The sequence below is a fragment of the Acidithrix ferrooxidans genome, assembly GCF_000949295.1.
Taxonomy (GTDB): domain Bacteria; phylum Actinomycetota; class Acidimicrobiia; order Acidimicrobiales; family Acidimicrobiaceae; genus Acidithrix; species Acidithrix ferrooxidans.
In genome coordinates this window covers 1-15,496 of record NZ_JXYS01000068.1, presented here as the reverse complement: position 1 = coordinate 15,496, position 15,496 = coordinate 1, and the positions used below count along the sequence as shown (strand labels likewise).

The 15,496-nt window shown below is 47.1% G+C and carries 14 protein-coding genes and 1 pseudogene; 6 read left to right on the top strand and 9 right to left on the bottom strand.

What is annotated here, in order from left to right; genetic code table 11:
• Positions 1 to 38: 38 nt before the first annotated feature.
• Both AXFE_RS10260 and AXFE_RS10255 read right to left on the bottom strand, forming a co-directional pair.
• Positions 39 to 1,457, bottom strand: coding sequence for a radical SAM protein (locus tag AXFE_RS10260; protein ID WP_052605769.1), 1,419 nt, complete (start codon positions 1,455 to 1,457; stop codon positions 39 to 41).
• A gap of 96 nt (positions 1,458 to 1,553) precedes the next feature.
• Positions 1,554 to 2,777: an ATP-grasp domain-containing protein gene (locus tag AXFE_RS10255; RefSeq protein ID WP_160291817.1), complete on the bottom strand. Its 1,224-nt coding sequence runs from the start codon at positions 2,775 to 2,777 to the stop codon at positions 1,554 to 1,556.
• A 308-nt stretch (positions 2,778 to 3,085) separates the two neighbouring features.
• Between AXFE_RS10255 and AXFE_RS10250 the strand changes: the two genes are divergently transcribed.
• A complete protein-coding gene (locus AXFE_RS10250; protein WP_235347750.1) occupies positions 3,086 to 3,712 on the top strand; it encodes a NifU family protein in 627 nt (208 codons plus the stop codon).
• Positions 3,713 to 4,566: 854 nt separating this feature from the next.
• On the opposite strand, the gene AXFE_RS10245 is transcribed toward AXFE_RS10250, so the two are convergent.
• The 3 genes from AXFE_RS10245 to AXFE_RS10235 form a co-directional block, all read right to left on the bottom strand.
• The gene (locus AXFE_RS10245) at positions 4,567 to 5,421 is read right to left on the bottom strand and encodes an IS1380 family transposase (RefSeq protein ID WP_052605766.1); all 855 of its coding nucleotides are present in this window, start codon (positions 5,419 to 5,421) and stop codon (positions 4,567 to 4,569) included.
• An 84-nt stretch (positions 5,422 to 5,505) separates the two neighbouring features.
• The gene (locus AXFE_RS10240) at positions 5,506 to 5,946 is read right to left on the bottom strand and encodes a hypothetical protein (RefSeq protein WP_152626024.1); all 441 of its coding nucleotides are present in this window, start codon (positions 5,944 to 5,946) and stop codon (positions 5,506 to 5,508) included.
• Between the two features lie 289 nt (positions 5,947 to 6,235).
• Positions 6,236 to 6,925, bottom strand: coding sequence for a hypothetical protein (locus AXFE_RS10235; protein WP_052605764.1), 690 nt, complete (start codon positions 6,923 to 6,925; stop codon positions 6,236 to 6,238).
• A 544-nt stretch (positions 6,926 to 7,469) separates the two neighbouring features.
• Here AXFE_RS10235 and AXFE_RS21485 point away from each other — a divergent pair.
• Complete coding sequence (locus AXFE_RS21485; protein ID WP_407071683.1) at positions 7,470 to 7,730, top strand: LEM-3-like GIY-YIG domain-containing protein; 261 nt, start codon at positions 7,470 to 7,472, stop codon at positions 7,728 to 7,730.
• 315 nt (positions 7,731 to 8,045) lie between these two features.
• Here the strand turns inward: AXFE_RS21485 and AXFE_RS10225 are convergent, their stop codons facing one another.
• From AXFE_RS10225 to AXFE_RS10210, 3 genes are all read right to left on the bottom strand, one after another.
• Entirely contained in the window at positions 8,046 to 8,369 is a 324-nt protein-coding gene (locus tag AXFE_RS10225; RefSeq protein WP_152626023.1) for a transposase, read from the bottom strand.
• Positions 8,370 to 8,857: 488 nt separating this feature from the next.
• On the bottom strand, positions 8,858 to 9,571 hold the full coding sequence (locus AXFE_RS10220; protein ID WP_052605761.1) for a transposase: 714 nt from the start codon (positions 9,569 to 9,571) through the stop codon (positions 8,858 to 8,860).
• A 488-nt stretch (positions 9,572 to 10,059) separates the two neighbouring features.
• Positions 10,060 to 10,623, bottom strand: a complete 564-nt coding sequence (locus AXFE_RS10210; RefSeq protein WP_052605759.1) for a YceI family protein — start codon at positions 10,621 to 10,623, stop codon at positions 10,060 to 10,062.
• Between the two features lie 98 nt (positions 10,624 to 10,721).
• Here AXFE_RS10210 and AXFE_RS10205 point away from each other — a divergent pair, with 98 nt between their 5' ends.
• Positions 10,722 to 11,231, top strand: coding sequence for a MarR family winged helix-turn-helix transcriptional regulator (locus AXFE_RS10205; RefSeq protein ID WP_082058660.1), 510 nt, complete (start codon positions 10,722 to 10,724; stop codon positions 11,229 to 11,231).
• Positions 11,232 to 11,348: 117 nt separating this feature from the next.
• The gene (locus tag AXFE_RS10200; RefSeq protein WP_052605757.1) at positions 11,349 to 11,570 is read left to right on the top strand and encodes a hypothetical protein; all 222 of its coding nucleotides are present in this window, start codon (positions 11,349 to 11,351) and stop codon (positions 11,568 to 11,570) included.
• Between the two features lie 520 nt (positions 11,571 to 12,090).
• Here AXFE_RS10200 and AXFE_RS10195 read toward each other — a convergent pair.
• Positions 12,091 to 13,953 (bottom strand): N,N-dimethylformamidase beta subunit family domain-containing protein, encoded by a 1,863-nt coding sequence (locus tag AXFE_RS10195; protein ID WP_052605756.1) that lies wholly within the window; start codon positions 13,951 to 13,953, stop codon positions 12,091 to 12,093.
• A 535-nt stretch (positions 13,954 to 14,488) separates the two neighbouring features.
• Between AXFE_RS10195 and AXFE_RS19355 the strand changes: the two are divergent.
• Positions 14,489 to 14,776: pseudogene (locus AXFE_RS19355) on the top strand (IS607 family transposase); the annotation flags it as partial.
• 139 nt (positions 14,777 to 14,915) lie between these two features.
• A partial coding sequence (locus tag AXFE_RS10190; protein WP_152626022.1) for a helix-turn-helix domain-containing protein occupies positions 14,916 to 15,496 on the top strand: 581 nt, incomplete at its 3' end.

Below are 15,496 nucleotides of genomic sequence, written 5' to 3'. Positions count from 1 at the left end.
TCTTTGAATTCCTTAGGACGAAGATGTCAAGAAGTTGCTCACTGGGCCTTTGTCTTTGCCAACATCCCTTGAGTAGGTTCGGCGCAGCAAAACCAGGATTCACTGAGTCGTGGCACCTCGCGGTTTGTAGATGATGTGCAATTTGAGTAGCGAATTGGGAGACCTAGCATATTACCAGCTGTCTGATACATGAGATCAAACTTCGATATGGCTGGATCCTTCGAGTCGATTGAACCTGCAGCGATATCACTAAAGATCCTTGCCAGCTCGTCGAGCTTTGGATCAGGTGATTCCCATACTAGCGTAAGTGGATTATCTTTGGAAGGTTTGAATCTATTTTGATCTTCTTCGTCGCCTAGCAAGAGCGACCCCTCTGGTACTAAAAGTCGTATGGCAAACTGTACAGGATCAATATTGTCTATGAGGTCGTTTTCTACTACGAATTCGAAGAGCTCCATTAGATCGCTAGGCGTAGTCCATGGAGTGAATGGTAGGAGGGAGGGTCGAATTTCGATTCCGTTAAGTCGACAGATTTCTAGGGCTCTTACCATGTCGTGCCTATCGTGGCCCTTTTGGAACTTTTCAAGCACCGACGACGAAACGTGTTCAAAAGCGCTTACCACGAAGAGACATCCAAACTCTTTGAGTTGTTTTATAAGCGTCTCATACTTCAGAAGGTGCTCCACCTTGATCGTCGCATCGAAAGTTAGCTGAGGGTGGTTTTTGTGCATCTCGGCAACGATTTTCATAGCATGAATTGGTGCATTGAAAAAGTCGGGGTCTCCAAAGGTTATGTGCTGCGCACCCATGGCTACGAGGTCATCGATATCCGTCAAGACGCCACCGCGTTCAAATATTCGAATCTTTCCCTCGTATACGACCGGTACAGGACAGTGGCGGCACTGATGCATGCAACCCCTTGTAGTTTCGGTGTAGCCGACGGCAATGGTCTTTTCCTTGTGGACCAGTTTCGTGTAATTTTCCAAAGGTCCAACTAGTCTTCGATCCAGTCGAAGCTCATTTGCATTTGGGTTGGATGAGCGGTTTTTTCTAATTACAACTCTTGATATTTGGGAGTTTGCTTCAATTTCGGTTATCCATTGGGTCACTTCGTCTGCGATCTCGCCGCTTGCGAGGAGGCTAATTGATGCTGGAAGGCTGAGGTGCTCAAGCGATGAGGCGTAAAGGCCAAAGAGGCCAATTGGGAGGTTGGAAAATCGCTCCGTGATCGTCTCAACGAGCTCAAGTGCCAAAGAAGAGGCTGTATGCATAGGTACTGAAATCAAAAGTGCATCGAAATTGCTGAGCATGCCAGATAAGATCGCTGGAGAGTTCTCGTATTGGGAGGTATCTAAAATTTGACAATTCCACCCCTGCTTTCGTAGCTGACTTTCTAGGTAGAGACTTGAGAATGGTTGATGTCCAAGTTCATATGTGCTTGCGATTAATATATTCAATTCAAAGCCTCGGTAAGAGTTGTGGTGGTTTTTGTCGTCGAAAGAGCTTGGTTGATATCCTAGGGGATCGCTTCTGCTAATTGAGTGGTACCCAGACTACACAAGCTCAGACTTAGAAGGTGAATAGACGATATTTAATCGTTTTCTTGCCTTTCGAAGTGCCGCTTCGACCAATGCGGAGGTTGGTGCTTTTGCGAAGATAAACCCCAGATATTTATTATCATAGGGTACAGGGCGGTAATGGTTTCCAATCGCTGCGGTAATGGAGATTGACTCAATAAATCCAACTCTTTCGGCATCATGAAGGCCAGAGATCTCCCTTAGGTAACCTCGATCATCCACGGGAATCATATAGACGCCGGAGGCTTGTTTTTCTCTGGAGATATTTGGCATCTCTAAATTGAGCGCGTTTGAGATGATCAGTGTCTCGAGCGATACCATGCCATCGAAGTTTAGGACGTCGGAACAGTTTCCACCGATCGACCGCGTAGCGATATCGATTGGAAATACCACTCCGTCGGGTCGGACGCGAACTTCTATGTGCATCGGGCCATTCGATATGTCGAGTGCTTTTATACACAGATCCATGCTGGCGACTATAGCTTCGTAGTCTGATTTTGAGATTCTTGGTGGGGTGATGTATATCGTTTCTTCGAAGTAGGGGCCCTCTAGGGGATCAGGCTTTTCAAAGATTGCGAGAACGTGAACTTTACCTTCGACGACTAGGAGTTCGACGGCAAATTCTGTGCCGCCAATATAACTCTCAATAAGCGTTACCTGATCGTTAAGGGCCATCTCTGAGATGACTAGATCTGTAATTTCAAGGGCCTCTTTGAGTTCTTTGAGGTTGTCTGCTCGAACGACTCCAATCGAACCAGATCCTTTGGAGGGTTTTACAATGAGCGGAAAATCATTTTCGCTAAATTGCTCTAATTGTTCACCTTTGATCACTTGGTGCATGGTTGGCTGGGGGACTCCGGCTGCAGTCAAGGTTTTACGGAGATTTGCCTTGTCTCTGGAGACTAGGGTTCCAATTGGTGGTGATGAAAGGTTGGAAATAGTAGCCTGAGTCCAAGCTGCAACCTCCACACCTCCCTCGTCGATCGCGATAGCTTTCTTTATTCCTTTTTCAATCGCTATCTCTCCAAGGGCTCTGCCTGCACTTTTGGGATCGCAGAAGGATATACCGTCTATAACGTTCTTGGTAGGATCTGGTGGCGAGAAGTCACTATCTGTGGCGACTGTCACCTCAACGCCCAACTCGATTGCTGCCGTGATGAATCGTTGGGCCCGGTATGTATTTGCGGGCATGATAATCATTAGTCTTTCCATATCTGCGTCGCTTTCTCTTCTTTGGGGGCGAGTGATAAATCCTCTGACCTGTACTTCAAAGGCTCCTACTGGCTCTTTTTTTTGGTCTGGTTTGGCCAAAGTCTTTGTGTCAAGGCATATAAGTTGTGGTCTTTATGTTGTTATCCTTCGAGGGAAGAATAACTACAAAGAGATGTGGGCTAAGCTGGGAAGAGTTTCCGATCTCACCTATCATGTCTATAGGACTAGTTTAGTGGCTTTAAGAGGATATGAAAAAGTTTAGTTTTTTACAAAAAGGCGGGAAATCCGTGGACGAGATGGTTTTGGATCTGACACCTGAGGCTCAGGAACTAGTTGCATCCGTTGCAGCCGAGGAGGCTGATCCAAGTTTACTTGCATTGTGGGTTGAAATTGCAGGTACCAATGGTTCTACTTACAATTACGACGTCTATTTTCAAGCGATTTCAGACGCTGACCGCAATGATGCGATAGAGGAGATAGCACCAGGGATAACAGTGGTGATTCCTTCGAAGAGCATCGCAAGCTTGCGCGGGAGCCGTATGGAAGTTGGCGAAGATGGCGGTTTGGTGATAGTCAACCCTAACTCCCCTAACTCCCCTACGTCCACGGCGCCCGCTCCAGAGGGGTTTGCGGATGCAACTCTAGACTCCGACGATGCTCGTGCTATTATTGCAATTTTACAGGATGAAATTAACCCGGCAATTGCAAGCCATGGTGGTCGAGCTGACCTGGTTGGCGTAAATGGCGAGATAGCGTATTTGCGCCTTTCAGGTGGTTGCCAAGGGTGTGGAATGGCTTCAGTCACTCTTTCTCAAGGTATTGAAGTGGCAATAAAGGATGCCCTTCCATCCATTAAGCAGATTGTAGATGTAACGGATCACCTTTCAGGGCTAAATCCTTTTTATCAGCCATCTAAGAAGTAGCTTTTTGATCTGCTACTCAGAGCGAGATGTAACTCCTAATCCCGAATCCACAGAAATGGACCAGCTTGAGCCCCTCAGTGTGACTCTGAGTCGGTTTTTCGGAACTGATTTAGGTTTGACGGAGGGTCTATGGCTTAAATCTGGTTTCAGAGTGCCAAATAAGACCTATTCGCTTTGTGATTGAGCCTTTTGGTCATTTTTGAGATTCTGAAATCTCATTTTGGCCATAGTGACCTAATCCCTTGTCTTCTAGCGCAGTTCCTTCAAGTAATATTCAGTGTGTTAGGTAACCAGATGTTCAGGTGATGGCGATCTCAAACTTTCTGATCCGATCAAGAGCCTCTAAGAACTTATCCTTATAGTGCCAGTGTTCTTCAAGATGGAGTATTACTTTTCTAGCTGAACGAGTGATATGTCCTGCGATCTGAAAGTAACACCGTCGAAGCTTTGGTGTGGTTATTACAGTTTCTGCAATAGCACCTATTTGTGCAGTTGCACCGTGTCAGATTGTGTGCAATTGCACCGTGTCAGATTGTGTGCAATTGCACCGTGCCAGGTTGTGTGCAATTGCACCAATGGCTAACCAGACCAGAGCCAACCAAACGGCATTAGCGTTCATGTATCTAGATGGAACATGATTCCATCTAGAACCTCCTTTGAGATCCTTGATGACTAGTTCGATCTGGGCATGTGCTCGGTGATCAGCCTCAAGGAAAAGCGTTTCGCCTTGTCGATCGGTAATAAATGCGTGATAGTCATAGTCACTAAATAGTGCCAGCTGAGACCCTGGAGTAGGCTTTGTTCTTCCTACGATAAGACGAACGTCTTGTCTATCTCTTGCAAATGCGCAATATTTACTGTTTTTGACGGTATTTCACTTCTGCTACATCAGCTCCACCTTCAAGCCAATAAGGAACTGAAGTCCATGTTTCTTCTGGTATGGCTGCAATAACCTGCTTCAATCGTTTTGACATCCGTGTTGTAATGCAAATGCGAACATCGCCCGCACTAGCTGCGTCTCTTACGGCTCTTGAGAAGAACCCAGAGTCAAAACGCATGGTTATTTCACCAGTTGCTCCAGCGGCTCTGGCATTGTTGATTACCTGAGTTACAAACTCCCCGGCACCACGAGCGGTATTGGCGTTGCCTTCACGTGTCACTATTCCAAGAATGTCACCTGTTTTACCAACTGCTGCTACTAGCGGGTGATACCCCCTTACTTTGGTATAACCAAAGTAAGCTCCTTCTTTTTTGTTTCCATATACCTGACATATTGTGGAATCAACATCAATGGTGAGCGGCTCATCACCTGGACCTGCTCCAGCTAGCCATGCTCGTTTTAGCAACAAAGCTGCAACTCGTTCAACATCTGCGATGTCACTGGTCTCAAAACTACGCAAGAAGACACCAAGAGTGGATGGTGCTGGCATTATCTGACCAAGGATAACTTGTGCATTTGGGCTTCGAAGGATTGCAGTGTCATCAATGCAATCACCACCGGCCAAAATAGATGCGACGATAGCCATAGCTTTTCTGCCAACATTTGCTCGTCCAGGACGATCCTCTAGGTCAATGTGAGAATCAAAGAGATCCCTAAGGCCAAGTCTCTCAGCAAGGGTGATAGGGAGTATTAACCCACTGTTGGAAACTGCGTTCGAATCGTCAAAGGTGACTATCAAACACTCTAAAGCACTAGCAGATGCTCGCATCTAAAAGGTGCTCCTTGAGCTGATAGATTTGAATTGTATTCAAACATCATTCCACGCGTTCAGAGCACCCTTTCTATGTCTAAATCAAAGTTGAGCGGCTAAATTTTCGGTGAATCCAAGCTTAGAAGAAGGACTTGTCGCTCTTGCTATTACAAGTGCGAGGATGATATCTCGCTCTTTGGATTCTGGACTCAATAGAGATGCAAGCTTCAACTTGTTGGCCATTGCAGCTATTGCCCCAACATGGCCATGAAATAGAGATCTCTCTATCTCAAATTCCTCTCCTGCTACCACGTGGCTTTTACCAGCTAATGATTCACGAATAAGTTCAATCGTTACAGAAGAAAGATGGCAGAGATTGGCCAAGGTCTCATTCTTGACCTTACCATCTTCGCGATAAGACCTTCGAAGGAGATGGGTCTCATAGACCTTGTCCTTGTAGTTGCGACGAGTCGTATGTACATGAACCCCTCTACCGCGACGGGCCAGGCGAGATAGCATAGCAGACGCCACTAGAGTTGTCAAGCAATTTAGTGCCTACATTCTTAGCCCGAACAAAAACTTACCCAGGTAGAGATAGAGATTTGGGCCAAATTCAGTCGTATGTTCGGTCTAGGAGCAGACACATGAACCGGCAACACCAGTGCATCCCAGCTACCGGAGTTCATGTGGAAAGAGCCAAACAGACCACACATAAGGCCGATGTGTAGTTAAGGTGTCGACTTCCATACTACGTAAAATCCCACCAAGGCACCATGAAAACCCGTAATATGCCGCCATAACTCGGTCGCACCCATTGGCAATCCAATCCGTGCTAGCTTGGGATCTTCCCTACCGCAATAGTCGCAAGCTGCTGCAGGGTTGCTGAGTTGAGGGACCCGATATTGGCAAGAGCCACGAGAATAAGAATGTTGCCTTTCTGAACAACTACAAATCCTTGATTTAAGGAAATCCCGTGCGATGATATAGTCGCGTCATAAGCGGCACTTTGATCACCATATTTCGGCGCGGACATAGCGCCCATGGACCCGTTAGCAGTCTGAGCCCCGGCGCCAGTTACCGCTTGGCCCTGAATTGATTCCGTAAAATTCTTACACGAGTTAAGTGTTGACGTTATTTTTCCGAAAGCTTGAGGTCCCGAACTAACGGATACAATTTCTTCAACTAACTCAGGAAGACTTCCATCCTTTGCGAAATTGATATTTGCGTAGGAATTCGATGCAAGCTGTTTTAGAGGATTTGTATAACAAGTCTTGTTTGTTGATGATTGCGAGGAGTTGTCCACCGACCAACCCGAAGGTAGATCGGAAACAGAAAGAAGCATGGATTTGACATTCGGAGCCTGTGTAGTACTCGTGGTAGTTACACCACTTGCATGCTGCGCCGTGGAGGCCGCCGCAGTAGATGATCCCGATGGTGACGCGCTAGAGGCGGATGATCCACCGCAGGCACTCATAACGAGTCCAAGCGCAATCAACGGAACAAAACCCACTCTTCGCATCATCAGTTCCCCTTCGCTAATTGTTTACGCCCACCGGGGTTCCAATATAACAGGGATAGAAAAGGGTGTCAATTATCAAATTGCTCCAAGCATGGTATATGGGCTCTTTCCATCACGTTAAGCCATTCCCATCGGTTGGTCAGACACAGTGTATATCGAACATCGTTCGTTGAGAAGAGTTTTACGGCAAACCGTGTCTTGAAATTTGAAAAAAGTTATTTCGAACTCAACAGATTATTCCATATCCCCCGATGTTATTCCAGCGTTTTTCGATCTTTCAATTCAGTGAATAAAACCGTATTACCGGCAAGATGTAAGTAATGAAACACGATTGCGAAGTTGTGAAGTGTCTGGCTGTCTTTTTCGGTCTTGGTGGCCATTATGACATTATGATCGGCCAAGGACAAGCTGAAGAGGGGGGGCGACTTGAGTACGGTCGATGGCGACAATGAGGGCGAAGCATTGTTGTTGGATGGCTTCTCGTCATATGTACCAGAGCGCCTAGTTTGATACGTGTACCTCCTCTCAGACCCACCGTGACGGACAGATCTTTTATGTTGGCAAGGGCAAAGGTAATCGAGTTTTTGCTCACACCAGGGACGCCCTCGACCACGAACAAGTTACCGACAAGCTCGAACGCATCCGTGCTATCAGGTCAACTGGTCTTAACGTTAAATACGAACTGTTGCGATTCGCTATGACTGAGAAGACTGCATTTGACGTCGAAACGGCCGCCATCCAACTTCTGGGACTCGACGGACTCACCAACCTCGTCGCAGGTCAGACCCATCTATCACTGGACGGATGACCGTCGATGTTGCAATTAGCCTCTTCGACGCTCCGCCAGCACCAGAAATTACTAATCCTGAATCCACGGAAATGGACCAGCTTGAGCCCCTCGGTGTGACTTCAAGTCGGTTTTTTGGAACTGATTTAGGTTTGACGGAGGGTCTATGGCTTAAATCTGGTTTCAGAGTGCCAAATATGACCTATTTCCTTTGTGGTTGAGCCTTTTTGGTCATTTTTGAGATTGTGAAATCTCATTTTGGGTATAGTGACCTAATCCCTTGTCTTCTAGAGCAGTTCCTTCAAGTAATATTCAGTGTGTTAGGTAACCAGATGTTCAGGTGATGGCGATCTCAAACTTTCTGATCCGATCAAGAGCCTCTAAGAACTTATCCCTATAGGGCCAGTATTCTTCAAGATGCAGTTTCACTTTTCTAGCTGAACGAGTGATATGTCCTGCGATCTGAAAGTAACACCGTCGAAGCTTTGGTGTGGTGATAACAGTTTCTGCAATAGCACCTATTCGTGCAGTGAACCGTGCCAGGTTGCGTGCAATTGCACCGCGCCAGATTGTCTGCAATTGCACCGTGCCAGATTGTCTGCAATTGCACCGTGCCAGATTGTCTGCAATTGCACCGTGCCAGGTTGTGTGCAGTTGCACAAATAACTAACCAAACCAGAGCTAACCAGACGGCATTAGCGATCATGTATCCAGATGGAACATGATTCCATCCCGAACCTCCTTTGAGATCCTTGATGACTAGTTCGATCTGGGCATGTGCTCGGTGATCAGCCTCAAGAAAAAGCGTTTCGCCTTGTCGATCGGTTATAAATGCGTGATAGTCATAATCACTAAATAGTGCCAGCTGAGACCCTGGAGTAGGCTTGACTCTGACCTTAGGTGTCAAGGGAGTAGGCTTTGTTCTTCGTACCCCCAGCCCTCAGAGTCCGTGCCGGAAAATCTACTACAGTCATATATAGGGCGAGGATAGAGGAGTCATGAAAAAGGTATACCCAAGAGAACAAAAGGAACGAGTGCTGAGGAAGCTCTTAGAGCTAGGCGATGGTGGAAACGCTCCAGAGGGTGCTATTACCGAGCTTTCTAATGCTGAAGGAATTCCACTCAATACGCTCTACACCCAGAACGCGTCACTGAAGCAAACTGGTGACATTGGCAAGTTCTCCGCATCTGCGAATCCGTCGCTTACGCTCTCGTTCAAGGCAAAGTACGAGATTGTTGTTAGAACCGAATCCATGACCGAGCTCGAACTTGGCACCTACCTCCGAGAACATGGGATTCTTGCGGCAGATCTCGATGGCTGGAAGGTGGCCTGTTTTACCAACAGCTGCTACTAGTGGGTGATACCCCCTTACTTTGGTATAACCAAAGTAAGCTCCTTCTTTTTTGTTTCCATATACCTGACATATTGTGGAATCAACATCAATGGTGAGTGACTCATCACCTGGACCTACTCCAGCTAGCCATGCTCGTTTTAGCAACAAAGCTGCAACTCGTTCAACATCTGCGATGTCACTGGTCTCAAAACTACGCAAGAAGACACCAAGAGCAGAAGGTGCTGGCATTATCTGACCAAGAATCACTTGCGCATTTGGGCTTTCAAGGATTGCAGTGTCATCAATGCAATCACCACCGGCCAAAATAGATGCGACGATAGCCATAGCTCTTCTGCCAACATTTGCTCGTCCAGGACGATCCTCTAGGTCAATGTGTAAATCAAAGAGATCCCTAAGGCCAAGTCTCTCAGCAAGGGTGATAGGAAGTATCAACCCACTGTTGGAAACTGCGTTCGAATCGTCAAAGGTGACTATCAAACACTCTAAAGCACTAGCAGATGCTCGCATCTAAAAGGTGCTCCTTAAACTGATAGATTTGAAGTGTCTTCAAACATCATTCTACCAGTTCAGAGCACCTTTTCTATGCCAAAATCAAAGTTGATCGGCTAAATTTTCGGTGGGTCCAGGGTAAATCTAACTCTTGCCAAGTCTAGTTTCTACTCGTTCTTCCAATTGGTAGGGCCAACTAGTCCAAGGGGTCATTGCGGGTATAGGTTTGTCGCTTAGGGCATGGCTCACTCTCTTGAACTATGGTCATTCGAACCAGGACAGATTGAGCTTTGGCAACTCTGACGCCTAAGGTTAGTCTTTGGATATTGAAGGTATAAAAAAGCGCGAGATCCGCCACGACTGTGGCCGATCTCGCGCTTTTAGTTTTTTGGACAACGGCTGAACGATATTGAGCCTGCAAGCTGCGACCATTTTTAGTTGATTTGGTCGCAACTTGATGGGTTACAAAGTTCGTGCTGGATTTCCCAGATTTGGACTTTTTAGGTCTAGGCTTCTGGAGCTGAGGCTTGAATTTCGAGTTCTATTGTAATTTTGTCGCTTAGGAGCATTCCGCCGGTCTCTAGAGGTGCATTGTACTCCATGTTGAAGTCTTTGCGAGAGATGGTTGTCGTGGCGGTGAATGCAGCCCGATTTCCCCCCATTGGATGTGAAGCGATACCGTTGAATTCAAGGTCAAGCGCTACGCCCTTGGTTACGCCATGTATTGATAGATCCCCGTTCAAGGTGTAAGAGTCACCATTGGCGACGATAGATGTCGAGTCGAAGGTGATCTGTGGGTTCGCCTCGGCGTCGAGGAATTCTCCAGACTTGAGATGGTTATCGCGCATCTCTTGTCCAGTAAAGATGCTGTTTGTTGCAATGGTAGCATTTACCGCGGAATCGAGGAGGTTGGATGCGACGGTGATGGTTCCTGCAAATTCGTTGAATCGTCCTCGTACTTTTGAGACAACAAGGTGCTTTACGACGAATTCGATAGAGGAGTGGGCTGGGTCGATTGTCCAGGTCCCTTCCTTGAGGCCTAATTCTGCGGAACTTGTTATTGCAGACATTTAATGGTTCCTTTCGGTGTTGACTATCATATAGTTGTACCTTTCAACATAGTTGCGTGCGCAAATAATTCCGTAATGTTTAGAATAAATGAGAGAAAATGTTAAATGAAGGTATTTGGTTGAATCAACGTGAGCAAAATGCATGGCGTAAATTTCTGACGTTGAACGCTTTGCTTATGTCGAGACTCGATGCAGACCTAGTAGCGGCGCATTCGATATCATTGGCTGAGTACGAAGTGCTTGTACATCTATCTGAAGCATTAGGTGGAACGATGCGGATGTCCGCTTTGGCGAACGCCTGTTTTGTCTCCCGTTCGGGGTTGACTCGCCGGCTTGAACATATGGTTGCTGCTGGGTTTGTCGAAAAGACGACTTGTCCTACTGATCGCAGAGGAATGAACGCAACTATTACACCATTGGGATTTGATAAGTTGAATGAGGCTGCTCCAACCCACGTTAATGGAGTTCGTCGTTACTTTCTATCTAAGTATGATGAAGCCGATTTGGACATACTCACCATTTTTGTTGATCGCCCGATTGAAGAATTGGAAAGTGTCGCGGTTGCAACTAGCGAGTGTGATTCTGCGAGATGTCCGAGCCTCTCCTGAATCAGCCTTATTTGGGGCTGGCAAGAAAAAGCTGGCTTTGATAGAATCCGATAAGAGACTACAAGATCTTTTAGATCCCAGTTTCTATTCTTGAGGCCCTTTTGTTGGATTCAAGTCGTGGACCAAGATCTTCGCTCAGGTTCTGCTTTTGTCTTGCTTGAGGTATCGGCTCACTATCTGGGTCGACGTGAAGTGACGCCTGAGATTGTCGAGAAGGTCGCGCGACAACTGTCTTTCGAAGAGTTGACGCGATTATTGGGAGGCCGACTCCAGATGTCTGCCTGGCTCGATGATTTGCTGGCTCCGACGGCTCATCAAGAGCTCATTCACAGTGCCTGAAAACTTCCTCGACCTCTCAGGGTCCGGCCGTTACGCCATCCTCGCTGAGTATTCCGGTAAATCCGATAAAAGTTCTTATGACGTTGGCAACACCGCTGAAGCATGTAATGCTAGTGATGAAGGCCCTCGGGAGTAGTCACCGTCCTTTCTTGCAGCCATGAGCGCGTTATAAGTTTGGTGGTGGACCGTTGAGGACCAAAGAATGTCGCTACGAGCACGTACTCCAGAATCCGCTTTACCTTGGCCTGATCCCAACAACCTCCACTAATAAACAATTAGTGCGGTTAGCACAATGAAACAGATTAGAGACAGAGTCGCTGGTCTTGATATCCACCGCGATACGGTGGTGGCATGCGCTCGGATAGGTGGTTCCACCGATATTGAAGTAACTAAGGAAACCACTCCAACGACACCCCGCAGGTCTGGTCCAGTTGGCATCGTTCTTATCCGATGTTGCTAGCACCAAGGGGTTTACCCGCGGTTTTATCTGCTTTAAAATTTTGCCCATGCCAACCGAGTTCTACCCTGGCGTCACTGTAGCAGTTGTGGTACTGGTAGCAGATGGAGAGGTGGTAGCAGTTGGACAAAGAGTCGTTGTCGTAGACGAAGTTGTTTTAGAACCACTCGTGGTCGATGTGACCTGGGATTTGGGGCCGGTTGAACACGGAGTGGGTGGTTTGGTTGTGGTGGGTGCTGAGATGATTGGAGGAACCGGAGTCAATGCTGGGAAGGGGGGATTGTAGTAGATTGAGTTGGCATTTGGAATCGATGGGTGAATGATTCCAACTCCGCCCGATCCAAACGCCTTTAGCACGTTGGCGGTGACAGTTTGGGTAAATGGATCTGGACACGGTCCAGTAAACGAAGGACATCCGCCCATCAGTGAAACCACCCAGTAGTTAGTGCCCGTTGCGAATACGCCTCCACCGGTAGGAGTGCTGTAATATGACATATCCGAAAAATACGGGACATTTCGACATAGAAGTGGAGAGTGCGCGAGAATCTGAAGGTTAGACGGATGCGGGGAATAAGGAATATATTGGTCGAATTCCGGTCCTACTAACGAAGGTACCTTAAAGCCGAGATACGCGTTGGTGCCGCTGAAGATCCACGACGATGGATCCGTTACGACGAGAGGCGCGTTAACAGGGTTGCACTCGTATTGTAGGCCGATCAAAGAACTTTCATTATTCGCATCAGGGAATGCAGGCCAATTGGCTGTGACTCTGGCGTTGTTCTTTCCAAATAGTGGGTCTTGATAAGGGTTTCGATAGTTTACTTCTATCCGATCTTGACCCATAGGAGAGGGCTCGAAACGAATCCTCCTAAAGATTGCGTTGGCCCCCAGAAATAGAATGCTTCTTCCGTTATTGACTCCATTCTGGAGAGCATCTCGCATTGTGACCGAGTAGTACTCGTCGTGACCTAGGCTTACCGCTGCGTTGTGATTTAGGATCAATGAAGGATGCATCTGGAGATACACCGAGTTTACGTAGGTAACGTTGAGCCCTAATTTTTCGGCAAATGCAACTAGGGGTAGCTCGTTTCCGAGAAAGTCTCCTCCTCCTAAGCCAAAATCGAAGGCGTATGGCCGATCGAAGGAGACCTTCGTAGCCCTGGTCGCATTTGCTCCATTGGGTCCATGGTAGAGGGAATAGCCGCCGTAATTGTTATAGGCCTGCCAAGTGCTTACGGCGTTTATGACTACAATTGCCCCATTGGAAGTTGGGTCTACTACAGTTAGGGGAATGTACTGCTGTTGGCCATTTGATGCTATCAATTTGAAGAGATAGTCTCCCGGAATAAACGCCTTTGATATGTGAATCTTGATGCTTTGACTCCAGTTCGAGCATTCCACGGTATTTGTTGGAGCAAGTATTGGACACTGTGGCTGTAGATGGCCTGGAAGGGTCCCAGATTTCCAAATCAGTCTCGCTAGGTTTCCCTGGTACCAGCCCATTCGGTAAGCCACTATTGAATAGGAGGGTGAAATGGTAGAGATGTAAAAGGGTAAGGTATCGCCGACTCTAGCAAAGGTGGAAGATGCAAAACCTTCGATTTGCCCTGGTATTGGGTTGCCCGTGATTCTCCAACTTGTAGTACCAGGCTTTCGGTTCTCGGCTGCGATCGACGCTGAATATAGCGATCCCGGAGATAAGGTTGGGAATTGTGCCTTGAGGCTAGCGATAGTCTTTCTTGTCTCTTTAGCGGTGGTTGTCGTAGTCTTGGACCTATTGGACGTCTTTGTGGTCACGGCTGTTTTGCTTGGAGACCATATTGAGTGCGCAATGGCAATTGGTCCCGATATGACAAGTGAGGCTAACACGAAAATGGTAATCGTTCGTTTGAGCGTCGTGGTCTTTGAAAACCATTGCTTGATCATTTGTCAGCTCCGCTAAGAACTCTTTCAGCTCCTGAAGAAGTCAATTGGGCGCTAAGGGAAGGGTAATAATGCATTTAAATAGTTTTCTAGGAATTGACAAGGTTTGTATTACTTGTTTGTTGGACTAAAACGATGGGCCAACTTGATCTAAATATAATTTATCAAATGGAGATATTTGGGGTTTGGATTCCACAGGTTGGTGGGATCGTGATTTTCCTGGAGACATGGATTTTGGAACCTCTTATTATTCAATAATGCACTAAAGGCTGTTTCTTGGCTTGATAGATTAGCCGTATTCTTTGATATTTTGATTCAGGCACAGTCTTTTTTCATTTAGTCTGGATCGCCCTCGACTCTGCAGCTCCACCACTACGGATGGGTGTATTCTAGTTCTAAGCTGAGAGCAATTTTCAGGCGCTATCGATGTGGCTGTGATAGATCCAAAGAAAAAACCTATATTAGGTATGTCTTGAGGTATTTGGGAGCAAACAACAGTTGACACTTTTTAATCCAACACTTGCTTTACTTAACTGTAATGGCTAATACTTACAGCATTGGTGAGTTCGCACGACGGATTGGGCGTAGTCCAAGTACGGTACGGCGATGGGAGCAAGAGGGCAAGATCACGCCCAAAAGGCTCCCTAGCGGGCATCGCTACTTCGATGAGTCTGATGTACGAGCTATGCTGGGCGGCGCTCCTGTTAGTCGGGTCACGGTCGTCTAGCGCCGAGTGAGTGGTTCAGGGCAAAAAGATGACCTGGTATCACAGGTTAAAGCTATGGAGATCTACTGTCTTAACGCTGGTATAGCTGTAGATGAGTGGACTTAGGAAATCGTCAAAGGTGACTATCAAACACTCTAAAGCACTAGTGTCCCCTCTCATAATTTCCCTGAAACTGAGGAATTAATCCCTTCGTAAGGTTGTTCTCCTTGGTAAGGACATAACCTTGCAAGGGAGAACGATGCAAAGTCACACCGTTTCAGAGGAGCCAAACATTGATGCCAACCAGAGCAAGCCGCCCAAGAAGAGATCTGGACGACAAGCTTCGGTGGTTCCGCTCAGTCCCAAAGAACGTAGCGAATTAGAAGCAGTGGTAAGAAAGTCCACAGCTCCCATAGGACAGGTGGCAAGGGCCAGCATTGCCCTATGGAGTAACGAAGGGGTTGGAACCAACGAGATCGCGCAAAGACTTCAGATATCTACAGAGACGGTATGCAAATGGAAGCGGCGTTTTATCAACTACGGAGTGGAACTTCTCGATGACGCACCGAGAAGTGGAAAACCGAGAAGCATTGATGACGAAAAGATCGCCGAGATTCTAAGGATCACTTTGGAAGAAGAGCCCCCGCTTGCTACCCAGTGGTCGACGTCTTCAATGTCCAAGCGGATCGGGGTATCACCAGCGAGCATCTCACGTATCTGGAGAACCTTTGGCCTCAAGCCCCATGTCTTGGGATACTTCAACATCAGTACCGATCCGGCCTTTACCGAAAAGGTCCGCGACATAACTGGGATCTATCTCAATCCCCCTGATGCTGCACT

What these genes read in the sequence shown, in the direction of transcription:
- AXFE_RS10255 (WP_160291817.1), bottom strand. Translation starts at nt 2,777, where the DNA reads ATGATTATCATGCCCGCAAATACATACCGGGCCCAACGATTCATCACG.
- AXFE_RS10250 (WP_235347750.1), top strand. Translation starts at nt 3,086, where the DNA reads ATGGTTTTGGATCTGACACCTGAGGCTCAGGAACTAGTTGCATCCGTT.
- AXFE_RS10245 (WP_052605766.1), bottom strand. Translation starts at nt 5,421, where the DNA reads ATGCGAGCATCTGCTAGTGCTTTAGAGTGTTTGATAGTCACCTTTGAC.
- AXFE_RS10235 (WP_052605764.1), bottom strand. Translation starts at nt 6,925, where the DNA reads ATGATGCGAAGAGTGGGTTTTGTTCCGTTGATTGCGCTTGGACTCGTT.
- AXFE_RS10220 (WP_052605761.1), bottom strand. Translation starts at nt 9,571, where the DNA reads ATGCGAGCATCTGCTAGTGCTTTAGAGTGTTTGATAGTCACCTTTGAC.
- AXFE_RS10210 (WP_052605759.1), bottom strand. Translation starts at nt 10,623, where the DNA reads ATGTCTGCAATAACAAGTTCCGCAGAATTAGGCCTCAAGGAAGGGACC.
- AXFE_RS10205 (WP_082058660.1), top strand. Translation starts at nt 10,722, where the DNA reads ATGTTAAATGAAGGTATTTGGTTGAATCAACGTGAGCAAAATGCATGG.
- AXFE_RS10195 (WP_052605756.1), bottom strand. Translation starts at nt 13,953, where the DNA reads ATGATCAAGCAATGGTTTTCAAAGACCACGACGCTCAAACGAACGATT.